Origin of the sequence: Pseudoalteromonas sp. MMG007 (genome assembly GCF_018100985.1) — a bacterium.
In the GTDB taxonomy this organism is placed as follows: domain Bacteria; phylum Pseudomonadota; class Gammaproteobacteria; order Enterobacterales; family Alteromonadaceae; genus Pseudoalteromonas.
This window is the reverse complement of the sequence record NZ_JAGJEI010000001.1, coordinates 553,419-574,197: the sequence shown is the minus strand read 5'-3', so window position 1 is coordinate 574,197 and position 20,779 is coordinate 553,419. Positions and strand designations below refer to the sequence as shown.

Here is a 20,779-nt window from a genome sequence, read left to right as displayed (position 1 = left end):
CAGCGCAGATCAGGCTTAAGGTAAGATAGTCTTTTTAGGCTAAAAAAAGCCAAAGGATTAATCCTTTGGCTTTTTTACACACATAATTTTATCTGGATTGTAAGGCTACGAAAACTGATTAAACAGGCTTTCCGTACTTAAACCTTCTTGTTGCAAAATATCTTTTAAGCGACGCAAGGCTTCAACCTGAATTTGTCTTACGCGTTCACGTGTCAGTCCAATTTCACGACCTACATCTTCAAGTGTTGATGGCTCGTAGCCAAGTAGGCCAAATCTGCGTGCAAGTACCTCACGTTGCTTAGGGTTTAATTCACCTAACCAATCTACGATATGCTTATTAATGTCGTTAGTTTGCACTTCACCTTCAGGGCCTGCGCTTTTTTCATCTGCAATAATATCTAGTAAAGCACTGTCATTTTCACCGCCGATAGGCATGTCGACGGAGGCTATTTTTTCATTTAAACGTAGCATTTTAGTTACGTCTTCAACAGGTCTATCAAGACTTGCTGCTATCTCTTCCGCAGTTGGTTCATGATCAAGCTTTTGCGTTAACTCACGAGCTGTACGTAAGTATACATTGAGTTCTTTAACTACATGGATAGGTAAGCGAATAGTACGGGTTTGATTCATTATGGCACGTTCAATAGTTTGACGTATCCACCATGTTGCGTAAGTAGAAAACCTAAAACCGCGCTCTGGGTCAAACTTTTCTACAGCACGGATTAAACCTAAATTACCTTCTTCAATTAAATCGAGTAATGCTAAACCACGGTTATTATAGCGGCGAGCAATTTTAACAACTAAACGTAAATTGCTTTCAATCATACGTTTGCGTGAGGCCTCACAACCTCGAAGTGATTTACGTGCAAAGAAAACCTCTTCTTCTGCACTAAGTAAAGGAGAGAAGCCAATCTCACCTAAATAAAGCTGAGTTGCATCAAGATTTTTAGTCACCTCTTCTTTTGCAAATATGTCATCTTCTTCTACTTTTTCAAGTAGCGTGTTAGTGTCTTCTACGGCGGTGTCATCGAACTTTTCATCAGTCGTGGTTTTTTTTGCTGCGCTAGCCATAAGCCTTCTCCCGAGCAATTATCAATACCTAAAAATTAGGGGAGGTATTTAGCAGGATTGACAGCTTGCCCACGGTAGCGAATTTCAAAACGAAGCGCAGTAACCGAAGATTCTGAATTACCAATTTCTGCTATTTTTTGTCCTGCCTTAACTTTCTGCTTTTCTTTAACAAGTAATTTCGAGTTATGTGCGTAAGCACTAAGGTAATCATCATTATGTTTCAATATGATTAAATTACCGTAACCTCGAAGAGCATTACCCGCGTACACCACCGTTCCTTGTGCCGCGGCTAAGACTGAAGCCCCTTTATGATTAGTAATCTGTAAACCTTTATAACCGTTTTCCTTATTAGAAAAGCGTTTGGTAACTTTGCCCTTTGCAGGCCAAAACCACTTAACTTTACTGCTCGACAAACGTTTAGTGTTACTAATTGTGTTACTGGCTTGTTTCTGAACATACTCTCGTTGTTTAGGTGGATCAAGCTCTTTTTTTAATTTTATGTTATTTTTTTGTGTATTTTTTATAGACTTTTTACTCAAACTCGTATATTTTTCATGCTTTTTTATTTTTTCGGTTGAAGCAACCAATGATATTCTCTGGCCTGGGAAGATAATATAAGGTGATGGTATTGAATTGTTTTTTGCGAGATTTCGAACATCTTGACCTGCGCTAAATGCGATAGAATAAAGTGTGTCTCCTTTTTGAACCTTATAATAATCACCATTGATGTTAATTGTATGACCTAAATCATTAACATTATTATTTAAGCTACTTACAGGCGCTGGAGCATTTCTTGAAGAACACCCTGTGAGAAAAAAACTAATGAATATAAACACATACAGTAAAAACTGACTATTCATCGTATTTTTCTCCTAAAGTTGAAAGTTATTGTTTTAATACTTATCGAAGTAAAAAGTATGCAAGTACTATCAATATAACTAAAGCCCAGCCAAGTACTTCAATATATTGACGTAATTTTTGTTCCATTTTCACTCCACCCCATTTCATTAAAGCCGAAACTAAAAAGAAACGTGCACCACGCCCAATAGCTGATGCGAGTAAAAACGGTAAAAAAGCCATTTGCATTACACCAGCACCAATCGTAAATACTTTATAAGGGATTGGAGAAAAGCCAGCTAAAAAAACAACCCACACACCGTATTCTTTAAACCAGGTAAGTGCAGTGTCAAATTTATCTTGCCAATGCATTTGAGCAATAAGTGGTTCTACTACAGGTTCGAATAACCAAAAACCTAGCAAATATCCTATAACACCACCAAAAACCGATGCTACAGTTGCAAAGCTTGCAAAACGCCACGCTTTACTTGGCTGTGCAAGCGACATAGGTGCAAGCATTACATCAGGTGGGACAGGAAAGAAAACAGACTCAGCAAAGCTCATGGCTGCTAAGTAACGCTCAGCATGGCGGTGTTTAGCCCATACTAGGGCCATATCGTATAACTTGGTAAACAACTTCAAAATGAATTCCTATTCAATATCGCCAGGTATCAACGGTACAAACCTTACGGGGGCAATAACATGCTCGGTATAGTTATCGCCATTGCGAATAACCATGGTTAACTTTTGCTCTTGCTCTCCTACAGGGGCGAGTAGCACACCACCATCAGATAGCTGAGCAAGTAAATCTTGTGGAACTTTAGACGCCGCAGCGGTAACAATTATGCCATCAAAAGGGGCTTGTGACTGCCAGCCTTGCCAGCCATCGCCATGTTTCATTGCTACATTATACAAATCAAGTTGATGCAAACGACGTTTAGCTTGCCATTGAAGCGCTTTGATGCGTTCAACCGAATATACCTTAGTAAACGATTTAGCCAGCACAGCGGTTTGATAACCTGAACCTGTGCCAATCTCAAGTACTTTGTCCCGAACACCGGCAAGACGCATTAACTCAGTCATACGGGCAACAATATAAGGCTGCGAAATTGTTTGCCCCTGCCCAATAGGCAATGCCGTATTTTCGTAGGCTTTGTGTTTTAGTACATCATCTATAAATACATGACGTGGTATATCTGCAATAGCACTTAGAACCTGCGTATCCTCTACTCCTTCACGCTTTAAAAGTTCAGCAAGCGCTTTTGCGCTTCGAGAGTAATTAGCTAGCACTATTTATCTCCAAATCAGCTAACCAGTCTCCCACCGCTGTTAAGCTATCTTTTGCAGTCATATCAACACTTAATGGTGTTACCGATGCAAAACCGTTATTGATAGCGTTAAAGTCAGTGCCTTCGCCAGCATCGCTTTCTGTACCTAAAGAACCATACCAAAAAATATCACGCCCCCATGGGTCTGTTTGCTTTGTCATTGTTTCGGCTTTATGGCGCGCGCCTAAACGGGTTACTTGCACACCTTTAAGCTCACTTAGCGGAATGTCTGGAACATTAACATTAATGATTTGATCTTTAGGAAGCGGGTGCGACGCCAAGCCTTTTATTATGTTTACGGTTACAGCAGCTGCGGTCTCAAAATGCTCACCATGATGCGAGCAAAGTGATACAGCAATTGCTGGCAAACCTAAATGGCGTCCTTCAGTTGCCGCTGCAACAGTACCAGAGTAAAGCGTGTCATCGCCTAAATTAGCACCATGATTGATACCAGCAACAACCAAATCAGGTGTTTCGTCAACCAACTGATTAACGCCTAAATGAACACAATCAGTAGGAGTACCGTTTACTGAAATAAAACCGTTTTCAAGCGTAGTCGCTCGTAATGGATTAATTAACGTTAGAGAGTTACTAGCACCACTGCAATTTCTATCCGGGGCAACCAGTGTTACATCAGCTATTTGTGTTAGCGCTTGATATAAAACCGCAATGCCTTTGGCGTTTACACCATCGTCATTACTTAGAAGTATCTTCATTATTGCTGTCCTTTTCTTTTCGCTCTCGTGGACTGGCATCTGTATAATCCACCAGCTCTCGTAATAATGCGGTTGCAAAACACCCTTTGGGTAAACCAAAGCTTAGTTTTAACGTGGTTTCATCAAGTGTTTCGACAGATAAGTCTTGTGGTATCAGACGCAGCATTCTGCGTTCATTTTTAAGACCAAGCTCACCTAAACCATCGCACCATGTTTGGTATGGTTTAAGCCATATTTTTTCTTGTTCAGTTAAGCCTTTTTCACTTTTACCGACCATAGGCGCCGACATCATAATATCGCCTGAAGCTAAACGAGCTATGTTTTCATCACTTATTGCATCTTCAAAAAATGCATTACTACCACTTAACATAAATACTTCGCGGTGCATGGTTTTAGCTAAGCCATGTTCTTTTACGCGCAAGCTCACTATTTGATTAAATACATGCGAGCGCGCTGCAGAAATAATAATACCGCGTAATTTTTTATCGCGAATACGCTCTCCAGCAAACATCTTTTCGGCCATTACTAAGTTATGGCCGCCATGCCCAAAGCGCTGCTCACCAAAATAGTTTGGTACACCTGAGCGCACCGCATTTATACGGCACAATATATCAAGCGGCTGTGTGACATTACGAAGCGTAATAGTAAATTTATTACCCTTATGACAACCCGTTCGTAGTTTTCGCTCATGGCGCTGCTGCGATACTATAAAAATGCTCTCGCTGTTAAGTTCACTAAAATCAATGTGCTTTTTAATGGGCACTTTTACGCTAAACCACTGGCTACATACACCGTGGCGATCTTTCATGCCCGCGTAACTTACATCACGTGGAGATACACCTGCTTTTTGAGCGATAATTTTAGCAACATATTGTGTGTTTTCGCCTTTTTTAACCACTTGTAAGCACACATGCTCACCGCTGCCAGTAAACTCAATACCAAGATCTTCATCTACCATAAAATCTTCAGCAGTGGTTTTAAAGTCAGCTTTAGACAGTGGCGCACCGTATAAATAATTTAAGTCGCTCATGCGTTTGCAGTACTCGTAAGTGCTTTACTCATAATAACCACCGCATGACTAGAAATACCTTCTTTACGCCCTTCAAAGCCCAGCTTTTCAGTTGTAGTAGCTTTAACATTTATTTGACTAAGATCGCAGTTTAAATCGCTGGCTAAATTTACGCGCATGGCTTGAATGTGTGGCAGCATTTTTGGTGCCTGTGCAACAATAGTCACATCACCATTGCCAAGTATATAGCCTTGCTCTTTAGCTAAGCCAACTACATGGCGTAGTAGAATACGGCTGTCGATATTTTCATACTCGCTTGCGGTGTCAGGAAAGTGTTTGCCAATATCGCCCATTGCAAGCGCGCCTAAAATAGCATCGCATAAAGCATGAATAGCGACATCGCCATCAGAGTGTGCTAAAAAGCCTTGTGGGTAATCAATTTTTTCACCACAAATAGTTAACGGGCCTATGCCGCCAAATTTATGTACGTCAAAACCATGGCCAATTCGAATCATACTGCACTCTCGTTTTGTTGTTTGTTTAATAAAAACCCCGCCAAATCTAAATCTTCTGGCGTGGTTATTTTAATATTGTCGCTGCGCCCAGTAATCAATTTAACCGGCTTATTTGCCCACTCTATGGCGCTTGCTTCGTCGGTAATTGTTACCCCATTTACCAGAGCATTTTGTAAAGCGCTTTTAAGCTCATCGTACTTAAAAAGCTGCGGAGTAAGCGCTTGCCATAAATCGTCCCGGGGTACAGTTTGCTCACTATAAGTGAGCCCGCGCTTTATGGTGTCTTTTACTTTACTGGCTAATATGCCGCCTTCATTTGCATTTATACATTCTTTAATAAGCGTGTTTATATCGTCAATATTTACAAGTGGCCGTGCAGCATCATGCACTAGCACCCACTGTGGTGGGTTGGCTTCTAAAAAAAGTAAGCTATTAAGCACAGAGTCGGCACGCTCTTTACCGCCACTTGCACGTATTACGCGTGAATCTATTTGCGGAAGCTCATCAAAGTAAGGGTCAGTGTCGCTGAGCGCCACTACAATACGACTTAATTGAGGGAGTTGAGATAGTTTAGCTAAGGTGTGCTCTAAAATAGTTTTACCAGCTAACTTTATATATTGCTTAGGCGCATTATGCCGCATTCTGCTGCCAACGCCTGCTGCAGGTACAATAGCAGCAATTGTATTTTTAGTTGTCATGTTGTTTACCCGGTAAAACACGAATAAATGTTTCGTCCGGCTTGATCATTCCTAATTCGTTACGTGCACGCTCTTCAATACCTTCTTGGCCAAGTTTTAAATCTTCTATATCGGCGGTAAGTACTTTATTACGTTTAATTAATTTTTCGTTTGTTTGCTGATGCGATGCTACCGCCGACTTTAATCGTGTGTAGTCTTGTACGCCATTATGGCCAAACCATAATCTATATTGCACAAACAGTGCTAAGCACAATAAGCCAATTTGAAAAAACCGCATTAACACTCCTTATTTTGTTTAATTACTCGCAGTTTAAGCAAGTGGGCGTTTAATATTACGCCAGTTAATATTCCCTGCCAGTAGCATTTCTCTAAGCGATAAAACACGTGGAATACTGCGCTTTGAAAACTGCCATTGGTGGCCACAACACGCTGCTGTTAAGCTCATTTTACTCGGCTTAATTAATTGCGCGTTTTGCCCTTCAAGGCTCTCGCCTAAAAAGCTAAACCAGCCAAGCTCGTTACAATGTAATTTATTGTCTTGAAGCTCATCAATACTGTCTATTCTAAAACGTACTTGGTCGTAGCCATGCAATAAAACAGGTACTACAAGCCCCACTTTGGCATACGATTTATAAAAAAGTTCATTAGCTTCAGTGGTTACTTCAGGCGGTGTTGGCTTTTGTTTTTCAAGCCACGAGCCATTTTGCGAATCAAGTTCAAAAGGCGTTTTGCTATTGGCAACCAAAGTAGCAGCTCGTTCAATATAATAAGGTAAACTTTTTAATTGCCTACGAAGTTTATCTGCGTCGGGCTCGGCGACCAAACGCTGAACCTCTCGCTGATAAAACGCATTACACAACTGAGCATATAGCACTTTTTGTGCATCAGTTTGCCAAATTTCAACTTGCTGCTGAGCACCAAGTGACTGATTTTTCGCGACCAATAGCTGTACTCAAAAACAAATAGGTAGTTGTTTTATAGCACAGTACCGAATACTTTTTAAGCGCCCTAATAATTTAAGCGCTTGGCTTTTCACCTAATTTTGCATTACCCGACTCTAAAAACTGCACAACCGTATTTCGCTTTTTACCTAATAACAAACTGCCATCGGCTAAAAACATAAAGTTTTGCCAGTTGCGTTTAAATACATCAAAGGTTGTTTCAATAATATTATTTCGCGCCATACAAAAATAAACGGTGGTATTAGCTTGCCAATCTAAGTGTTCTAAAATGGCCTGAGGTAAATGCTCGTCTGAGTTTTCCCACGCGCCTTCCCAATTTACTTCTTCACTAAAGCTTTCTTCTTTACCACACCAATCCGTTTTATCAAAAAAATCTGGGTGGTCATGTTCGCGGCTAACCATTGTTGACCACAGCACTGCAGCACGCTCTTCGCTCATTGGTTTTATGCGCGCCGCGTCCTCGTCTGAAACGGGAATATCTTTATGGCGAAAAACCCACGCCTTTTTGTAATCATCTAGCAGAATATAATTCATAGTATTTGGTATATTGTTTGGCATAATAAAAGCAAGCCACATTATACAAGAGAACAGCAAATGACTACAGCACTAAAACCGGGTTTATACCAACACTACAAAGGTCCACAATACAAAGTTATTCACGTTGCCACCCATAGTGAAACCGAGGAACAACTTGTTATTTATCAAGCCTTGTACGGTGAGTTTGGTATTTGGGCGCGCCCACTAAGTATGTTTTTAGAAACCGTCGAAAAAGGCGGCGAAACCATACCTCGTTTTGCTTACCTTGGACCTATAGATTAACTATGGCATTATAACTAAATAACTTACTGCTCAGACCAGACAAGGGTGCACCGTGCAATTTAACTCTACCGACAATTACATCGCAAGCAGCTCGCTAAAACAGGCCGTAAATGCCGCCATTATGCTCGAAAAACCATTATTAATTAAAGGTGAACCCGGCACAGGTAAAACCATGCTGGCTGAGGAGCTTGCAAAAAGTTTAGATACCGAGCTTATTCAATGGCACATTAAATCGACCACCAAAGCGCAGCAAGGTTTGTACGAATACGATGCCGTATCGCGCCTACGCGACAGCCAATTAGGTGACGAACGCGTGCATAATATTGGCAACTACATTGTTAAAGGTAAATTGTGGCAAGCGTTTAACTATGCCGAGCTTAACGGTAAACGCCCTGTACTTTTAATTGATGAAATAGATAAAGCCGACATCGAGTTCCCAAACGATTTACTGCTTGAGCTTGATAAAATGGAGTTTCACGTTTACGAAACTAACGAGCGCATTGTAGCCAAAGAGCGCCCTATTGTGATCATCACTTCAAACAATGAAAAAGAATTGCCAGATGCCTTTTTACGCCGCTGCTTTTTTCATTATATTGATTTTCCGAGCAGTGATGAAATGCAGCAAATTATTGATGTGCACTACCCGCATGTTAAACAAGATTTAGTTCGCCAAGCGCTAGAGGTATTTTTTAACTTACGTGAAGCAAATGGCCTTAAAAAGAAGCCCTCCACCAGCGAATTACTCGATTGGTTAAAGCTATTAATGGCAGAAGACATAGACGCCAAAACGCTGCACGACAAAGCGCAAAAAGGCGGATTAATGCCAATGTTTGGCGCCTTACTTAAAAACGAGCAAGACATAAGCCTAATCGAAAAACTTGCTTTTATGAGTCGTCGTTAATATGTTGATTGCGTTTTTCTTCAAACTGCGTGAATACCGTTTACCGGTGAGCTTGCGCGAACTACTCGATTTAATTAACGCCTTAAAAAAAGGCGTTATATTTGCCGACGTAGACGCCTTTTACCATTTAGCACGCACCATAATGGTAAAAGACGAAACCCATTTTGATCGGTTTGATAAAGCCTTTAGCGATTACTTTAGCGGTATTGCCGACCTTGATTTACTCGAGAGCTTAAAGCAACAGCACAACCTACCTGAAGATTGGCTACGCAAAGAGTTTGAAAAAAGCCTAAGCGATGAAGAAAAAGCTCAGCTAAAAGCCATGGGTGGGCTCGACGAGCTTATGAAAACCCTAAAAGAGCGTTTAGAAGAGCAACAAAAACGCCACGCTGGCGGCAATAAATGGGTGGGCACCGGTGGCACCTCACCTTTTGGCGCTTATGGGTATAACCCTGAGGGCGTGCGTATAGGGCAAGACGGCAACCGTAATCGCCAAGCGGTAAAAGTGTGGGATAAACGCGAATATAAAAACCTAGATACCGACAGAGAGATTGGCTCGCGCACAATTAAACTCGCTCTTAAAAAACTACGTAAATTTGCCCGCACTGGCGCAAGCGACACTCTGGATTTAAACGAGACCATTCGCGCTACCGCTAAACAAGGCGGCATGCTGGACGTAAAAATGGCCCCCGAACGCCACAACGCCGTAAAAGTACTCATGCTGTTTGATATTGGCGGCTCAATGGATGACTACATTCATACCTGTGAAGAGTTGTTTAGTGCCGCGCACAGCGAGTTTAAACATTTAGAGTTTTACTACTTTCATAACTGTTTATACGAACATGTTTGGCAAGATAACGCGCGCCGCCGTTCAAACATCATCGACACCATGACGCTGATTAATAAATTTACTAGCGACTACAAAGTAATATTTGTGGGCGATGCCACTATGGGCCCGTATGAAATAGCCTACCCCGGCGGCTCGGTAGAGCACTACAATGAAGAGCCCGGCAGTGCATGGTTGGCACGAATCACCAACCACTTTGATAAAGTCGCCTGGCTCAACCCACAACCCGTTGAACACTGGCCGTACTACCAATCAATTGGCTTTATAAAAGAGTTAATGAACAACCGCATGTATGCGCTGAGCTTAGATGGAATAAGTAGAGCGATAAAAGAGCTGAGTTAATTTTCAATAATAGGTGTGTGGAGGTAAGTATTTTTTGAAAGTAAATTTAATACATGTACTTTCCTACGCTCATATTTTAATAACCATTGTTTATTAACTTTGCTTGGCTCTGGATATTTAAGCCGGACTGAATACTCTACAGCTAACTGAAGTGAATCCTTTTTAATATCAAGCTTTAACTTTTTTGCTAATTCAGACAGACCTGTAATATTAGTACCTAAGTACGCATGATTTAAATAGCTTGATGCTATTTGCAACTTACTAAAACGATATGAAATTAAAATTGCCAATAATTGCTCTACTAACTTTCTTTTAATTGTTATTTCATACCTCCCAGTTAATGTTCTGACTAACTGTTGCTCTATTGTGCTACCACCTTGTAAGTTAGCATTCCAGAAATACTGCTTTAAAATTCTAGCAAAACTTAGGTAGTCTATACCAAAATGTTTATCACCCCTATGATCTTCAGCAACCTGAATAACCCTCAAATATATTTCTGGAAAATTATTATCAGAAGAAAGAACTTTTGTACTAACCTTACGTTCCAAATTACGAAATCTCCTACTAATCCTAAATAAAAAGCTAGCAATGAGAATGTACGGTATAGATATAGAGAAATAAGCTAGTCTCAATTTTTTTTACGAGTCCATGTCGATTTACCTTTTTGATCTGCAACCATAGACGAAAAAGTACCTACCATACCTTTTCTAGTAACTATCAATTCATACGAGTAAGTGGAAACTCTTCCAAACCCATCTTCAACCAAGTGTAAGGTTACTTTATCTTTTGAAAAGTAATTTTTTTGTATGTACCCGTTTACATTACTTCTCTTTCTATCCTTTCCAATAAAATCCTTGTTAATATTCACTGAATCTTCATGCACTTTCTCAGCTGTGCCTGAGACCTTACAACCTTCACACCAGAACATAATGATATAATCTAAAGTCATTCCTTTATAAGGATTATAAGCACTAGATTCGGTAGTATTTTCTACATACCAAACACCGCTTATATTAGGAATTGGAAAACACTTTTCTCGAAGTAAAAAAAATATAAATGTCAGAATAGCCCCGCCTGTGACGGTAGCTAAAACATTCCAAATGTAACTTTCCAACATATTAATTCCCTTAGTTAATTTATTTTCCCTATAACTTTTTTAAAGCATAGAAAAGAAAAATAACAGTTTATTGCTAATTTTCCACACTGGTTAAAAAAAGATTATAATTTTAGTTCATATTAGAAAACTACAAAATATTTTTATTAATAGCTGACACAACACATTTGTGCATAAATATTAGGTATAACCCTACAACTCCGCTATATGATTCAATGTTTCAGGATGACGCTGCACAAGCTTTAGCAAAGTTATCGCTTGCCCATTCGGTGCGCTGCGTCCTTGTTCCCAGTTTTCGAGCGTTCTTGCTGAGGTATGTAGAATGTTTGCAAATACACCGCGCGACATATTAAATGTTTCTCGAATATTTACTATTTCATCAGGTGAGATAGCAAGATCGTTAATATCATTTACCGTATGACTACGTAACGTAAGCTTTCCTTGTGAATGCGCTTTAGCGTCTACAAGTGCTGTAGTTAATTCTGAAAATAAATCACGTTTGCTCATTGTGCCACACCTCTAAGAATTCTTTTAATTGCTTTTTCTGATCTGCTGTTAAATCGGTTACTTCGTTTTTACTGTAAGTAGTGAGTAGATAAAAACGTCTTTTGTCGTCCAAGTAATAATATATAACTCTTGAACCGCCACGCTTACCTTTTCCTTTGCTCGCAACTCGGACTTTACGTAAGCCGCCTGCTCCTTGAATAACATCGCCCTGTTTTGGATTAACCATTAGATCTGCTTGAAATAAACGATACTCGTTATCACTCAAGTACAGCTCTCGATACTTTTCGAATATGTTTGATTCAACAAATAGGCCCTTCATACATTAAAGTATACGCAGATAGCGTATAAATTCAATTGAAGATTTTAAACGAGTAGCGGCAGGTATTTCTTGCTTTAACTAAAGCGCTTTACTCATATATAAACTTTGAGGGTGTAATATTATGGCGCAGTTGCTTTTGTATCGCTTTTCGTAATATATAACTTAGCATTATCAATAAAGCTTTGATTTATTAAGTAGCCAATAATCCCGCTATAAATATCAATCATGGCGTGAAGAATAATAACGATTAGCAAAGAATCTGTAAGGATATAAATACCACTAAAAACTAATCCATAAATACCGGTTCGAATAGCATTTAACCAACCTTGGTAAATATGACAAAGTCCAAATAAAAAACTACTTAATATTAAGCTGGAAAATAAGCCAATATAATCACTAAAAACAGAAAGTAAAAAACCACGAAACAATAACTCTTCGCAAATCCCTGCGGACATAGACACGCCAAATGTAAACCAAGTTAATTCGCAACGAGATGCGGGCATCATCCAACTATGAGTTTTCATTGTATTGCGTAGTTCTTCGTTATTTTTGGAATTACTTTTGGCTTTATAGACTCCCAACACCAAGTAAACGAATAAACACATTACCAAACAAGCGCCAACCCAATTGGCCATACTAGAGCGCCAATAAAGGCCAATATCACTGATTCTGACTACTTGCATCAATACTAAAGCAAGCAGCGTAACTGTTGGGAACCATAAATAAACCATCGTTTCTTGATACATGCGCAATTTAGTTTTATGTCCAGCAATGACCGCTCGCTTTGTTTTGTCAGATTCCCAGAAACTGTATATTGGCATTGCCATAATCATTAATAATACAATCCATTCACCTATATGTAATGTCATCATCTTTCCTGTCGAACTTATTTTGGTTGGTGAGGCAAGATTAATTGCTAGACTTAATTAAATAAATATATTAAAAACAGATAATAATTAAACAAAAAGTTTACTATGTTTCATCCAAGAGATTTAACGACCTTTTGTAAGGTTGCTGAAATAGGCAACATGTCTAGGGTTGCAGAGGCCGAAGCCAAAACAGTTATGGCTATTAGCAAACAAATTGCTCGTTTAGAAACTCAACTGAACCAAGCTTTATTTGTTCGATCTAGACGAAAACTAATTCTTACTGAATTTGGTAGTGCTTTTAAACACAAAGCAGCCCAGCTTCTTCAACAACATCAAGAGTTGGTATTGTGGAGCCACAATAGTGATAGCATGATTAATGGAGAGCTACGGGTTATTTGCCAAGCGAACGATATAATAAAAGAAACCCTAGTTCCTTGGATGGCAGAATTTACAGCACTTTATCCTGAACTCAATATAACAATGGACGTTAAAGAATCCCTTATTAATATTAATGAAAGCGAGTTTGATGTTTTTTGGGCTGTTAGCTCCTATCTGGGAGAGCGCTATCCAGGGTTAAAACGCAAGCCTTTGTGGCGTTCGAAATATGGCGTTTTTGCATCTCCTGAATACATACAGCGCCAAGGGGATCCGACAGATATTAAGGCATTGGAACATCATAACGTAGTAGGTTATTTGTATAATCAACCCAGTAATGTTTTAGTGTTGCAAAGTGAAAATGGTGAGCCTATTTATGTAACACCGCACTGCCAAGTTAAAACAGTAAGCGGTATCGTCGAACTGGCGGAAGCTGGTTTAGGGTTAATTAACGCCCCAGTAGACTCAAGTCAAATTCAAAAATCACTCAATGAAGGTCGCCTAGTCCCAATACTAAAAAAACATTGGTGGGAAGACGCTCAAGTGTACGCCTATTATCACCCATCAAATCCTATTCAGAGCAAAGTGCGCGCATTTTTAGACTTCTTTTGTGATAAACGCGATTATTGGTAACCTAAAAACAGGTTGAACAATTTACCAGTTGATTAAATAGAAAAATTAAATAAATAACTTAGCTTTCAGGTGAGCCAGCCAAGTGGAACTAATATAACTCTACATTTAAGCTAAAGCCCTTTACTCATAAACAAGCTGTACGGATCTAACTCATAATCACCAAAGGGTTCGCATTCTTTAAAACCAAACTGAGTATAAAGCTTTTGTGCAGGCAAAAATGCCTTTGCCGTGCCGGTCTCTAAACTTAACTTTTTATAACCTCGCAAAGTCGCTTGCTCAATAATATGCGTGAGTAACTTAGCCGCTATGCCTTGGCGTAAATAGTTGCTTGATGTACGCATTGATTTAATTTCGCCATGCGTTGTATTTAGTGCTTTTAAAGCGCCAACACCCGCTAAATTATTTCCAATCCATAAGCTATAAAAGGTTATATAGGGCTGAGTGAGTTTAGTTACATCCAGTGCATGTACGCTCTCAACAGGTGAGTGTTTTAGCATATCGTTATGATGCGCTTGTAATAGTTTTATAACCTCAGGGTTTGAAAGCTCACCTGTTTTAATTTTCATTTATAGCTCATTTTTTAGTGTATTAATATTTATTGTAAAGCGCTAATAACTTAACATTCAATTCATCATTATTAGAAGCTAAAACGCTACCGACTGATTTTGGGTTATCTAAATCCCCTACTTGCACCTCAAACGTTTTATTATCAAAGCTATCAATAAAAATATATCTTTCTTTTTGTTCATCAAAAAAGGATGCAAAATTATCTGTAATAGACATTTCAAATTTCATGTCACTTTCCTCATAAACACAAATTAATGCCTACACCTATGCTTAACTAACTTAAAAATATCATATTTATATAACTGGTTTATGCAGCTAGCTTCCATACTATAAACGCTACGGCAAACCCGATTAAATATATTAAACCTAACCAGCTTAAAATACGCAGTAATACACTGTGTTTAATATCGGGGTTTGAGCGTACTAGGCTAAAGTTAAGCCATGCAAAAACAGGAGTAGTTACAAAAGCAAGCGTCATGGCAAAAGTAAGCATAGGGCCAAGAGCGGATTTAAAAAATAAAATAACGGCCATACCGGCAAGTGCTTGTAGTATTAACCAAATATTTAGGCTGTGTTTTGATTGCTTAAAGCCAAGTAACTTATGAGATTCGTTAAGCGTACGGGCGTAGCCATCAAGTACAGTAAGTGTGGTGCCAAACATACATAAAAAGGCGATTGCTGATACAAGCGGCCTTGCCCACTCGCCTATTGTTAATGCATACATATCAATAAGCTGCTTAGCAAAGGCGACTCCACCGAGTTCTATGCTGCTGTTTTGCCCGTATTGTACCAATACACCTAAGCTAAAAAATACTAAGGCTAAGCACGCTGTTAACCAATAGCCTACATTAAAGTCGAACAAGCCTTGGCTTTTAGTGACTGTTTGCTGCGCTTGTTTTTCTTTTAGCCAAAGCGAACTCAGTGCTGATATTTCTATGGGTGCTGGCATCCAGCCCATTAAAGCCACCATAAAGCTAAGCATAGCAAGCTCATATGGTGATGGGCCCACATAGTCAGCAGGCGCCATTGGGCCGTTACTAAATGCGATAACGAGCGCAATAACAGTAGCCAGCGTTAATAACCCCATTATGCCTTTGGCCACGCTGTCGAGCGCTTTGAAGTGCCCTAACAATAATATGGCTAAGCACACACCGAGCAATATCCAACATAGCAGGGTTACCTCTATCACTACAGGCAGTGCGTAATGCAGTAAGCTGGCGGTAAGTAATAATACGCCTGCGGTATTAACAACAGCAGCGAGTATGTTTAGGCCTATAAAACTATAAAAATAAACTGGGCCTTTATTTTTATAGCCTTCTACTAAACTGTTTTTAGTGGCTAAGGTATATTCCATCCCAAACCGAAAAAACGGATACTTTAATACATTAACAACCAGTATTAGCCAAAACAGTTGCCAACCAAATAATGCGCCAGCTTGAGTTGACGCGACTAAGTGAGATCCGCCAATGGCGGCTGTAGCCATTAAAATGCCAGGGCCTAGGGCACCTAAACGAGACTTCCAAACTGCTTTTGTTGTGTGCATTAATTTCTCAAAATATGTGTGTTGTGTGTTCTTTTTATTAACTTTTACAATTAATAAACTGCAAGAACGCATAACTTACCTAAATTACAGGCAATAAAAAAGAGCCGTAAGGCTCTTTTTTATAGTACTTTGGGACTAATGCTTATTTTAGTTCCATCTCTTGAATGATCTCGTGTGCAATTTCAGGTGTTGTACTTACAGGCTTTTCATGTAGGTTTGCTTTTATTTGCCCTTTTCGATGTTTTAGTGCCGCATCGAGTTTTTTAGCTGCGCTTGCAATAGCTGGGTACATAACTTCGTTTTCCCCTTTTACTGATATTCGCGCACCTTCGTAATTAGTGCTAATTTCTGCTTGGATTTTATGATGTTCTTTAGACAAAATAATATCGAGTGCGATAAGTGATGGAAAGTGGCTCTCGATTTTTGAAAACTTTTCGTTTATGTGCTCTCTAATAGAGTCAGTAACGTCGACATGGTGACCAGAAAGATTAATTTTCATAGGGTATCCTTTTATTTGTTACCTCATAAATAGTATTGGGGGCTATTTAGATTAACACAAGGAAAAAGGTAAGATATTTGAGGTTTATTTACTCGTTTTGCTGATTTAAATCATGGGTTGTGCAAAGTTTATGCAAAGCCCATTAAGCATGGGCTTTCAGACGTCTAGCTATATTGGTTAATCTGTGTACGAACAACAGTAGTCGGCAAAATCAACAACTTTTACTTTAAAGCTTACGTTAGCATCTACGTTAAACGATTCACCCGCGTTAAACGTTTTCCATTCACTCTCACCTGGCAATAAAATATCCCACTGGCCACCTAAAAGCTCCATAAGCTCTTTTTTGCTTGTATCGAATACAAACTCGCCTGGCTGCATAAAGCCTAATGTTTTTGTAGTGCCATCGCTAAACACAACCGTACGGCTCGATACTTTTCCATCGAAATATACGTTAGCTTTTTTAATTACACTTACATTTTCAAACTGAGACATCCTCACTCCTGTTTATATTATTTTTAAAAATCAGCCACCACCTTGCCTGATAGAAAAATGCCTTGCAAGGAAAGTGCATTGAAAGTTACTCACTTACGGTTTTAAAGCGGTGTTTTTAGATATTAATTGCTGCGCTATTTACGTGGCAGGCTTTTTATTTAGCAAAAGTTTGAATGTGAGCTTCCTGAGTAAGCATTAAGCTTACTGTATTAAAAGTAACGCTTTTATATTTGCTCCAACAAAAAAGCCCGCCCTGTTTAAAACAAGGCGGGCTTTTAAATATTAAAGCTAACGCTTAAAACAAGGCGTTTGCTTTATTTACAATGTTTTCTACTGTAAAGCCAAAGAACTCGAACAGTTCGCCAGCAGGCGCAGACTCACCAAAGGTCGTCATACCCACTACTGCACCGTTTAGGCCTACGTACTTGTACCAGTAATCAGCAATACCCGCTTCTACTGCTACGCGGCGCGTAACAGCGGCCGGTAATACGCTTTCTTTGTACTCTGCACTTTGCTCTTCAAAGGCATCAGTACATGGCATAGATACAACACGTACCTTTTTGCCTTGGCTGCGTAGTTCTGCTGCTGAATCTTGTGCTAACTGAACTTCAGAACCTGTAGCAATAATAATTAGCTCTGGGTTGCCGTCACAGCTAAGGATGTAACCACCCTTTTTAACATCTGCTAGTTGTTGTGCGTCACGTGCTTGTTGCTCAAGACCTTGGCGAGTAAAGATAAGTGACGTAGGACCGTCTTTACGCTCAATAGCTTGTTGCCATGCAATTGCCGACTCAACTTGGTCACACGGGCGCCAGTTGTATAAGTTTGGCGTTAAACGCATGCTAGCAATTTGCTCTACCGGTTGGTGAGTTGGACCGTCTTCACCTAGGCCGATTGAATCGTGCGTGTATACAAAAATGCTTGGTTGCTTCATTAGTGCAGCCATACGTACCGCATTTTTTGCATATTCAACAAACATTAAGAACGTTGCACCGTAAGGAATAAAACCTTTATGAAGCGCAATACCATTCATAATAGCCGACATACCAAATTCACGTACACCGTAATAAATGTAGTTACCGCTTGCATCGTCTGCAGTTAACCCTTTAGAACCATCCCAAATTGTTAGGTTTGAGCCAGCTAAATCGGCTGAGCCACCCATGAATTCAGGTAATAACGGACCAAATGCATTTAGTGCATTTTGTGACGCTTTACGAGATGCAGGGTTTGCTGGGTTGGCTTGTAGTTGCTCAATGTATTCTTGAGATTTTGCAGCCCAATCATCTGGTAGCTCGTTGTTAATACGGCGCTTGTATTCAGCGGCAAGCTCTGGGTATGCGCTTGCGTAAGCTGCAAATTTTTCATCCCAGCTAGATTCTTGCTGTTGGCCTTTTTCTTTGCTATCCCACTGTGCGTAAATATCAGCAGGAATTTCGAATGCTTCGCCAGTCCAACCTAAAAATTCGCGAGACGCTTTAATTTCGTCATCACCTAGTGGCGCACCGTGACAGTCGTGGCTACCTGATTTATTAGGCGAGCCGTAACCAATTACTGTTTTACAACAAATTAGTGATGGTTTGTCGGTAACGCTTTTAGCCTCTGCTATTGCAGCACTAACAGCATCGCTATTGTGGCCATCAACGTCGCTGATCACATGCCAACCATACGCTTTAAAACGCGCTGGGGTATCGTCGCTAAACCAACCTTCAACTTCACCATCGATTGAAATGCCGTTGTCATCCCAAAATGCAACAAGCTTGCCTAAGCCTAATGTACCAGCAAGTGAACATGCTTCATGAGAAATACCTTCCATCAAACAACCATCGCCTAAAAAGGCATAGGTGTTGTGATCTACAATGTCGTGGCCTTCGCGGTTAAACTGTGCAGCAAGTGCTTTTTCAGCAATCGCCATACCTACGGCATTTGTGATCCCTTGACCTAGTGGACCCGTAGTAGTTTCGATTCCTGGTGCATAACCGTACTCAGGGTGACCTGGCGTTTTAGAATGCATTTGACGGAAGTTTTTAATTTCGTCCAATGGTAAATCGTAACCAGTTAGGTGCAATAGAGAATAGATAAGCATTGAACCGTGGCCGTTTGAAAGAATAAATCTGTCACGGTCAGCCCACTCTGGATTAGTTGGATTATGCTTTAGATAATCGCGCCATAATACTTCAGCGATATCGGCCATGCCCATAGGGGCTCCAGGGTGACCAGATTTGGCCTTTTGTACTGCGTCCATTGACAAGACGCGAATAGCATTTGCAAGTTCTTTGCGAGATGGCATGAATTCTCCTACCTTATATGTGTATTTGCGCGGGTATTTATGTTTTCGTTAATGCTCTTATATTACTAAAGAGCTTTTATGGCATCCATTCTTACTTATTGTGGGTGCACTGTGCAATTAAAAACCCCATAAATATGGGGCATTATGAATATTTTTTAAGACCGAAAAGTTATTACTCATTTTATTTAGACGTCTAGGCGTAAAAACACTATGCAAGCAGTTTCGTTTTAGATAAAATACGCCCCTTAATTTTTTAGCGCTAATACCGACGTTTGTGAAGCGCAATATTTGTGAGCAGAAATACAATGGCAAAACATTTATTTACTTCTGAATCTGTTTCTGAAGGTCATCCGGATAAAATCGCCGATCAAATCTCTGATGCGGTACTTGATGCTATCCTAGAGCAAGACTCTCATGCCCGTGTTGCGTGCGAAACTTACGTAAAAACCGGTATGGTTATGGTTGGTGGTGAAATCACTACTAGCGCATGGGTTGATATTGAAGAAATTACACGTAAAACAGTACGTGAAATTGGCTACACACATTCAGACATGGGTTTCGATGCAGACTCATGTGCTATTTTAAACACTATTGGTAAACAGTCTCCTGACATTAACCAAGGTGTTGACCGTACTAGCCCAGAAGAACAAGGCGCAGGCGATCAAGGCTTGATGTTTGGTTACGCATGTAACGAAACAGAAGTACTTATGCCAGCTCCAATTACTTACTCACACCGTTTAGTACAGCGCCAAGCTGAGGTTCGTAAAAGTGGCGAGCTTAACTGGTTACGTCCAGATGCAAAATCTCAAGTTACTTTTGCATACGAAAACGGCAAGCCAGTAGGTATTGATGCTGTAGTACTTTCTACTCAGCACAGCGAAGACATTTCACAAAAAGATTTAGTAGAAGCGGTGATGGAAACTATCATCAAGCCAGTGCTTCCTGCAGAGCTTGTTACAAGCGCAACTAAATTTTTCATTAACCCAACGGGTCGTTTTGTAATTGGCGGACCTATGGGTGATTGTGGTTTAACAGGTCGTAAAATCATCGTTGATACATACGGTGGTATGGCGCGTCACGGTGGTGGTGCTTTCTCTGGTAAAGATCCATCAAAAGTTGACCGTTCAGCTGCATACGCTGCACGTTACGTTGCTAAAAACGTAGTGGCTGCTGGCCTTGCTGATAAGTGTGAATTACAAGTGTCTTACGCAATCGGTGTTGCAGAGCCTACTTCTATCAGCGTTGAAACGTTTGGTACAAGTAAGTTAGAAGAAAGCCGTTTAATCGAGCTTATTCGTGAACACTTTGACCTACGCCCTTACGGCTTAATTCAAATGCTTGATTTAGAGCGCCCTATCTACCTTCCTACAGCGGCTTACGGCCACTTTGGTCGTGACGATTTCCCTTGGGAACGTACAGATAAAGCAGACGCACTTCGCGCAGCTGCTGGCCTTTAAGCCAACATAGTACAAAAAATATAAACGGCCCTTTTTAGGGCCGTTTTTATATCTAACGTTTAATAATTAATG

The 20,779-nt window shown here is 40.1% G+C and carries 27 protein-coding genes; 5 read left to right on the top strand and 22 right to left on the bottom strand.

The features are described from left to right. Nucleotides 1-105: 105 nt before the first annotated feature. The 11 genes from rpoS to J8L71_RS02665 all read right to left on the bottom strand — a co-directional run bounded on the left by rpoS (nucleotide 106) and on the right by J8L71_RS02665 (nucleotide 7,670). The gene (gene rpoS, locus J8L71_RS02715) at nucleotides 106-1,071 is read right to left on the bottom strand and encodes an RNA polymerase sigma factor RpoS (protein ID WP_210999155.1); all 966 of its coding nucleotides are present in this window, start codon (nucleotides 1,069-1,071) and stop codon (nucleotides 106-108) included. A 35-nt stretch (nucleotides 1,072-1,106) separates the two neighbouring features. Continuing rightward, the gene (locus tag J8L71_RS02710) at nucleotides 1,107-1,931 is read right to left on the bottom strand and encodes a peptidoglycan DD-metalloendopeptidase family protein (RefSeq protein WP_210999154.1); all 825 of its coding nucleotides are present in this window, start codon (nucleotides 1,929-1,931) and stop codon (nucleotides 1,107-1,109) included. A 40-nt stretch (nucleotides 1,932-1,971) separates the two neighbouring features. Then, nucleotides 1,972-2,550: a YqaA family protein gene (locus J8L71_RS02705; protein ID WP_210999153.1), complete on the bottom strand. Its 579-nt coding sequence runs from the start codon at nucleotides 2,548-2,550 to the stop codon at nucleotides 1,972-1,974. A gap of 9 nt (nucleotides 2,551-2,559) precedes the next feature. Continuing rightward, nucleotides 2,560-3,198 (bottom strand): protein-L-isoaspartate(D-aspartate) O-methyltransferase, encoded by a 639-nt coding sequence (locus J8L71_RS02700; RefSeq protein ID WP_210999152.1) that lies wholly within the window; start codon nucleotides 3,196-3,198, stop codon nucleotides 2,560-2,562. Beyond that, nucleotides 3,188-3,952: a 5'/3'-nucleotidase SurE gene (gene surE, locus J8L71_RS02695; RefSeq protein ID WP_210999151.1), complete on the bottom strand. Its 765-nt coding sequence runs from the start codon at nucleotides 3,950-3,952 to the stop codon at nucleotides 3,188-3,190. The genes J8L71_RS02700 and surE overlap by 11 nt, the downstream gene beginning before the upstream one ends. Next, a complete protein-coding gene (locus J8L71_RS02690; RefSeq protein ID WP_210999150.1) occupies nucleotides 3,933-4,982 on the bottom strand; it encodes a tRNA pseudouridine(13) synthase TruD in 1,050 nt (349 codons plus the stop codon). Before J8L71_RS02690 ends, surE begins: the two co-directional genes overlap by 20 nt. Further along, the gene (ispF, locus tag J8L71_RS02685; RefSeq protein WP_210999149.1) at nucleotides 4,979-5,476 is read right to left on the bottom strand and encodes a 2-C-methyl-D-erythritol 2,4-cyclodiphosphate synthase; all 498 of its coding nucleotides are present in this window, start codon (nucleotides 5,474-5,476) and stop codon (nucleotides 4,979-4,981) included. The genes J8L71_RS02690 and ispF overlap by 4 nt, the downstream gene beginning before the upstream one ends. Continuing rightward, nucleotides 5,473-6,174 carry a 2-C-methyl-D-erythritol 4-phosphate cytidylyltransferase gene (ispD, locus tag J8L71_RS02680; RefSeq protein WP_210999148.1) on the bottom strand — a complete coding sequence of 234 codons (702 nt, stop codon included), beginning with the start codon at nucleotides 6,172-6,174 and terminating at the stop codon, nucleotides 5,473-5,475. The genes ispF and ispD overlap by 4 nt, the downstream gene beginning before the upstream one ends. Continuing rightward, nucleotides 6,164-6,451 carry a cell division protein FtsB gene (gene ftsB, locus J8L71_RS02675; RefSeq protein WP_058547210.1) on the bottom strand — a complete coding sequence of 96 codons (288 nt, stop codon included), beginning with the start codon at nucleotides 6,449-6,451 and terminating at the stop codon, nucleotides 6,164-6,166. The genes ispD and ftsB overlap by 11 nt, the downstream gene beginning before the upstream one ends. 33 nt (nucleotides 6,452-6,484) lie before the next feature. Next, nucleotides 6,485-7,117 (bottom strand): hypothetical protein, encoded by a 633-nt coding sequence (locus J8L71_RS02670; RefSeq protein ID WP_210999147.1) that lies wholly within the window; start codon nucleotides 7,115-7,117, stop codon nucleotides 6,485-6,487. A gap of 73 nt (nucleotides 7,118-7,190) precedes the next feature. Beyond that, nucleotides 7,191-7,670, bottom strand: coding sequence for a DUF2947 domain-containing protein (locus tag J8L71_RS02665; RefSeq protein ID WP_210999349.1), 480 nt, complete (start codon nucleotides 7,668-7,670; stop codon nucleotides 7,191-7,193). A gap of 60 nt (nucleotides 7,671-7,730) precedes the next feature. On the opposite strand from J8L71_RS02665, the gene J8L71_RS02660 reads away from it, so the two are divergent. From J8L71_RS02660 to J8L71_RS02650, 3 genes are read left to right on the top strand one after another with little or no spacing between them, the layout of a single operon-like run. Continuing rightward, nucleotides 7,731-7,955, top strand: coding sequence for a DUF1653 domain-containing protein (locus J8L71_RS02660; protein WP_104642148.1), 225 nt, complete (start codon nucleotides 7,731-7,733; stop codon nucleotides 7,953-7,955). A gap of 52 nt (nucleotides 7,956-8,007) precedes the next feature. Further along, a complete protein-coding gene (locus tag J8L71_RS02655; RefSeq protein WP_210999146.1) occupies nucleotides 8,008-8,856 on the top strand; it encodes a MoxR family ATPase in 849 nt (282 codons plus the stop codon). 1 nt (nucleotide 8,857) lies between these two features. Then, nucleotides 8,858-10,045 (top strand): VWA domain-containing protein, encoded by a 1,188-nt coding sequence (locus J8L71_RS02650; RefSeq protein WP_210999145.1) that lies wholly within the window; start codon nucleotides 8,858-8,860, stop codon nucleotides 10,043-10,045. Here J8L71_RS02650 and J8L71_RS02645 read toward each other — a convergent pair. From J8L71_RS02645 to J8L71_RS02625, 5 genes are all read right to left on the bottom strand, one after another. Next, entirely contained in the window at nucleotides 10,042-10,593 is a 552-nt protein-coding gene (locus tag J8L71_RS02645) for a transglycosylase domain-containing protein (RefSeq protein WP_210999144.1), read from the bottom strand. The genes J8L71_RS02650 and J8L71_RS02645 overlap by 4 nt on opposite strands. 80 nt (nucleotides 10,594-10,673) lie before the next feature. Further along, entirely contained in the window at nucleotides 10,674-11,162 is a 489-nt protein-coding gene (locus J8L71_RS02640) for a hypothetical protein (protein ID WP_210999143.1), read from the bottom strand. 189 nt (nucleotides 11,163-11,351) lie between these two features. Further along, nucleotides 11,352-11,666: a type II toxin-antitoxin system MqsA family antitoxin gene (locus tag J8L71_RS02635; RefSeq protein WP_210999142.1), complete on the bottom strand. Its 315-nt coding sequence runs from the start codon at nucleotides 11,664-11,666 to the stop codon at nucleotides 11,352-11,354. Then, entirely contained in the window at nucleotides 11,653-11,985 is a 333-nt protein-coding gene (locus J8L71_RS02630) for a type II toxin-antitoxin system RelE/ParE family toxin (protein ID WP_210999141.1), read from the bottom strand. The genes J8L71_RS02635 and J8L71_RS02630 overlap by 14 nt, the downstream gene beginning before the upstream one ends. A gap of 119 nt (nucleotides 11,986-12,104) precedes the next feature. Next, nucleotides 12,105-12,857 carry a CPBP family intramembrane glutamic endopeptidase gene (locus J8L71_RS02625; RefSeq protein WP_210999140.1) on the bottom strand — a complete coding sequence of 251 codons (753 nt, stop codon included), beginning with the start codon at nucleotides 12,855-12,857 and terminating at the stop codon, nucleotides 12,105-12,107. 102 nt (nucleotides 12,858-12,959) lie between these two features. Here J8L71_RS02625 and J8L71_RS02620 point away from each other — a divergent pair, with 102 nt between their 5' ends. Beyond that, nucleotides 12,960-13,862, top strand: coding sequence for a LysR family transcriptional regulator (locus tag J8L71_RS02620; RefSeq protein WP_033028939.1), 903 nt, complete (start codon nucleotides 12,960-12,962; stop codon nucleotides 13,860-13,862). Between the two features lie 110 nt (nucleotides 13,863-13,972). On the opposite strand, the gene J8L71_RS02615 is transcribed toward J8L71_RS02620, so the two are convergent. The 6 genes from J8L71_RS02615 to tkt form a co-directional block, all read right to left on the bottom strand. Further along, on the bottom strand, nucleotides 13,973-14,428 hold the full coding sequence (locus J8L71_RS02615) for a GNAT family N-acetyltransferase (RefSeq protein ID WP_210999139.1): 456 nt from the start codon (nucleotides 14,426-14,428) through the stop codon (nucleotides 13,973-13,975). 22 nt (nucleotides 14,429-14,450) lie between these two features. Next, nucleotides 14,451-14,657 carry a hypothetical protein gene (locus tag J8L71_RS02610; RefSeq protein WP_126007979.1) on the bottom strand — a complete coding sequence of 69 codons (207 nt, stop codon included), beginning with the start codon at nucleotides 14,655-14,657 and terminating at the stop codon, nucleotides 14,451-14,453. Nucleotides 14,658-14,736: 79 nt separating this feature from the next. Next, a complete protein-coding gene (locus tag J8L71_RS02605; RefSeq protein ID WP_210999348.1) occupies nucleotides 14,737-15,912 on the bottom strand; it encodes a divalent metal cation transporter in 1,176 nt (391 codons plus the stop codon). A 202-nt stretch (nucleotides 15,913-16,114) separates the two neighbouring features. Beyond that, nucleotides 16,115-16,471, bottom strand: a complete 357-nt coding sequence (gene raiA / locus J8L71_RS02600) for a ribosome-associated translation inhibitor RaiA (protein WP_058547202.1) — start codon at nucleotides 16,469-16,471, stop codon at nucleotides 16,115-16,117. Nucleotides 16,472-16,648: 177 nt separating this feature from the next. Next, nucleotides 16,649-16,963, bottom strand: coding sequence for a pyrimidine/purine nucleoside phosphorylase (locus tag J8L71_RS02595; RefSeq protein WP_210999138.1), 315 nt, complete (start codon nucleotides 16,961-16,963; stop codon nucleotides 16,649-16,651). Nucleotides 16,964-17,258: 295 nt separating this feature from the next. Next, nucleotides 17,259-19,250: a transketolase gene (gene tkt, locus J8L71_RS02590; RefSeq protein ID WP_210999137.1), complete on the bottom strand. Its 1,992-nt coding sequence runs from the start codon at nucleotides 19,248-19,250 to the stop codon at nucleotides 17,259-17,261. Nucleotides 19,251-19,555: 305 nt separating this feature from the next. On the opposite strand from tkt, the gene metK reads away from it, so the two are divergent. Next, a complete protein-coding gene (gene metK / locus J8L71_RS02585) occupies nucleotides 19,556-20,707 on the top strand; it encodes a methionine adenosyltransferase (RefSeq protein WP_210999136.1) in 1,152 nt (383 codons plus the stop codon). Nucleotides 20,708-20,779 lie beyond the last annotated feature (72 nt).

Bases quoted from the DNA above. Each gene is read 5' to 3' on its own strand.
- rpoS (WP_210999155.1), bottom strand. From the start codon at position 1,071: ATGGCTAGCGCAGCAAAAAAAACCACGACTGATGAAAAGTTCGATGAC.
- J8L71_RS02710 (WP_210999154.1), bottom strand. From the start codon at position 1,931: ATGAATAGTCAGTTTTTACTGTATGTGTTTATATTCATTAGTTTTTTT.
- surE (WP_210999151.1), bottom strand. From the start codon at position 3,952: ATGAAGATACTTCTAAGTAATGACGATGGTGTAAACGCCAAAGGCATT.
- J8L71_RS02690 (WP_210999150.1), bottom strand. From the start codon at position 4,982: ATGAGCGACTTAAATTATTTATACGGTGCGCCACTGTCTAAAGCTGAC.
- ispF (WP_210999149.1), bottom strand. From the start codon at position 5,476: ATGATTCGAATTGGCCATGGTTTTGACGTACATAAATTTGGCGGCATA.
- ispD (WP_210999148.1), bottom strand. From the start codon at position 6,174: ATGACAACTAAAAATACAATTGCTGCTATTGTACCTGCAGCAGGCGTT.
- ftsB (WP_058547210.1), bottom strand. From the start codon at position 6,451: ATGCGGTTTTTTCAAATTGGCTTATTGTGCTTAGCACTGTTTGTGCAA.
- J8L71_RS02665 (WP_210999349.1), bottom strand. From the start codon at position 7,670: ATGAATTATATTCTGCTAGATGATTACAAAAAGGCGTGGGTTTTTCGC.
- J8L71_RS02660 (WP_104642148.1), top strand. From the start codon at position 7,731: ATGACTACAGCACTAAAACCGGGTTTATACCAACACTACAAAGGTCCA.
- J8L71_RS02650 (WP_210999145.1), top strand. From the start codon at position 8,858: ATGTTGATTGCGTTTTTCTTCAAACTGCGTGAATACCGTTTACCGGTG.
- J8L71_RS02640 (WP_210999143.1), bottom strand. From the start codon at position 11,162: ATGTTGGAAAGTTACATTTGGAATGTTTTAGCTACCGTCACAGGCGGG.
- J8L71_RS02635 (WP_210999142.1), bottom strand. From the start codon at position 11,666: ATGAGCAAACGTGATTTATTTTCAGAATTAACTACAGCACTTGTAGAC.
- J8L71_RS02630 (WP_210999141.1), bottom strand. From the start codon at position 11,985: ATGAAGGGCCTATTTGTTGAATCAAACATATTCGAAAAGTATCGAGAG.
- J8L71_RS02625 (WP_210999140.1), bottom strand. From the start codon at position 12,857: ATGATGACATTACATATAGGTGAATGGATTGTATTATTAATGATTATG.
- J8L71_RS02620 (WP_033028939.1), top strand. From the start codon at position 12,960: ATGTTTCATCCAAGAGATTTAACGACCTTTTGTAAGGTTGCTGAAATA.
- J8L71_RS02615 (WP_210999139.1), bottom strand. From the start codon at position 14,428: ATGAAAATTAAAACAGGTGAGCTTTCAAACCCTGAGGTTATAAAACTA.
- J8L71_RS02610 (WP_126007979.1), bottom strand. From the start codon at position 14,657: ATGAAATTTGAAATGTCTATTACAGATAATTTTGCATCCTTTTTTGAT.
- J8L71_RS02605 (WP_210999348.1), bottom strand. From the start codon at position 15,912: ATGGCTACAGCCGCCATTGGCGGATCTCACTTAGTCGCGTCAACTCAA.
- raiA (WP_058547202.1), bottom strand. From the start codon at position 16,471: ATGAAAATTAATCTTTCTGGTCACCATGTCGACGTTACTGACTCTATT.
- J8L71_RS02595 (WP_210999138.1), bottom strand. From the start codon at position 16,963: ATGTCTCAGTTTGAAAATGTAAGTGTAATTAAAAAAGCTAACGTATAT.
- tkt (WP_210999137.1), bottom strand. From the start codon at position 19,250: ATGCCATCTCGCAAAGAACTTGCAAATGCTATTCGCGTCTTGTCAATG.
- metK (WP_210999136.1), top strand. From the start codon at position 19,556: ATGGCAAAACATTTATTTACTTCTGAATCTGTTTCTGAAGGTCATCCG.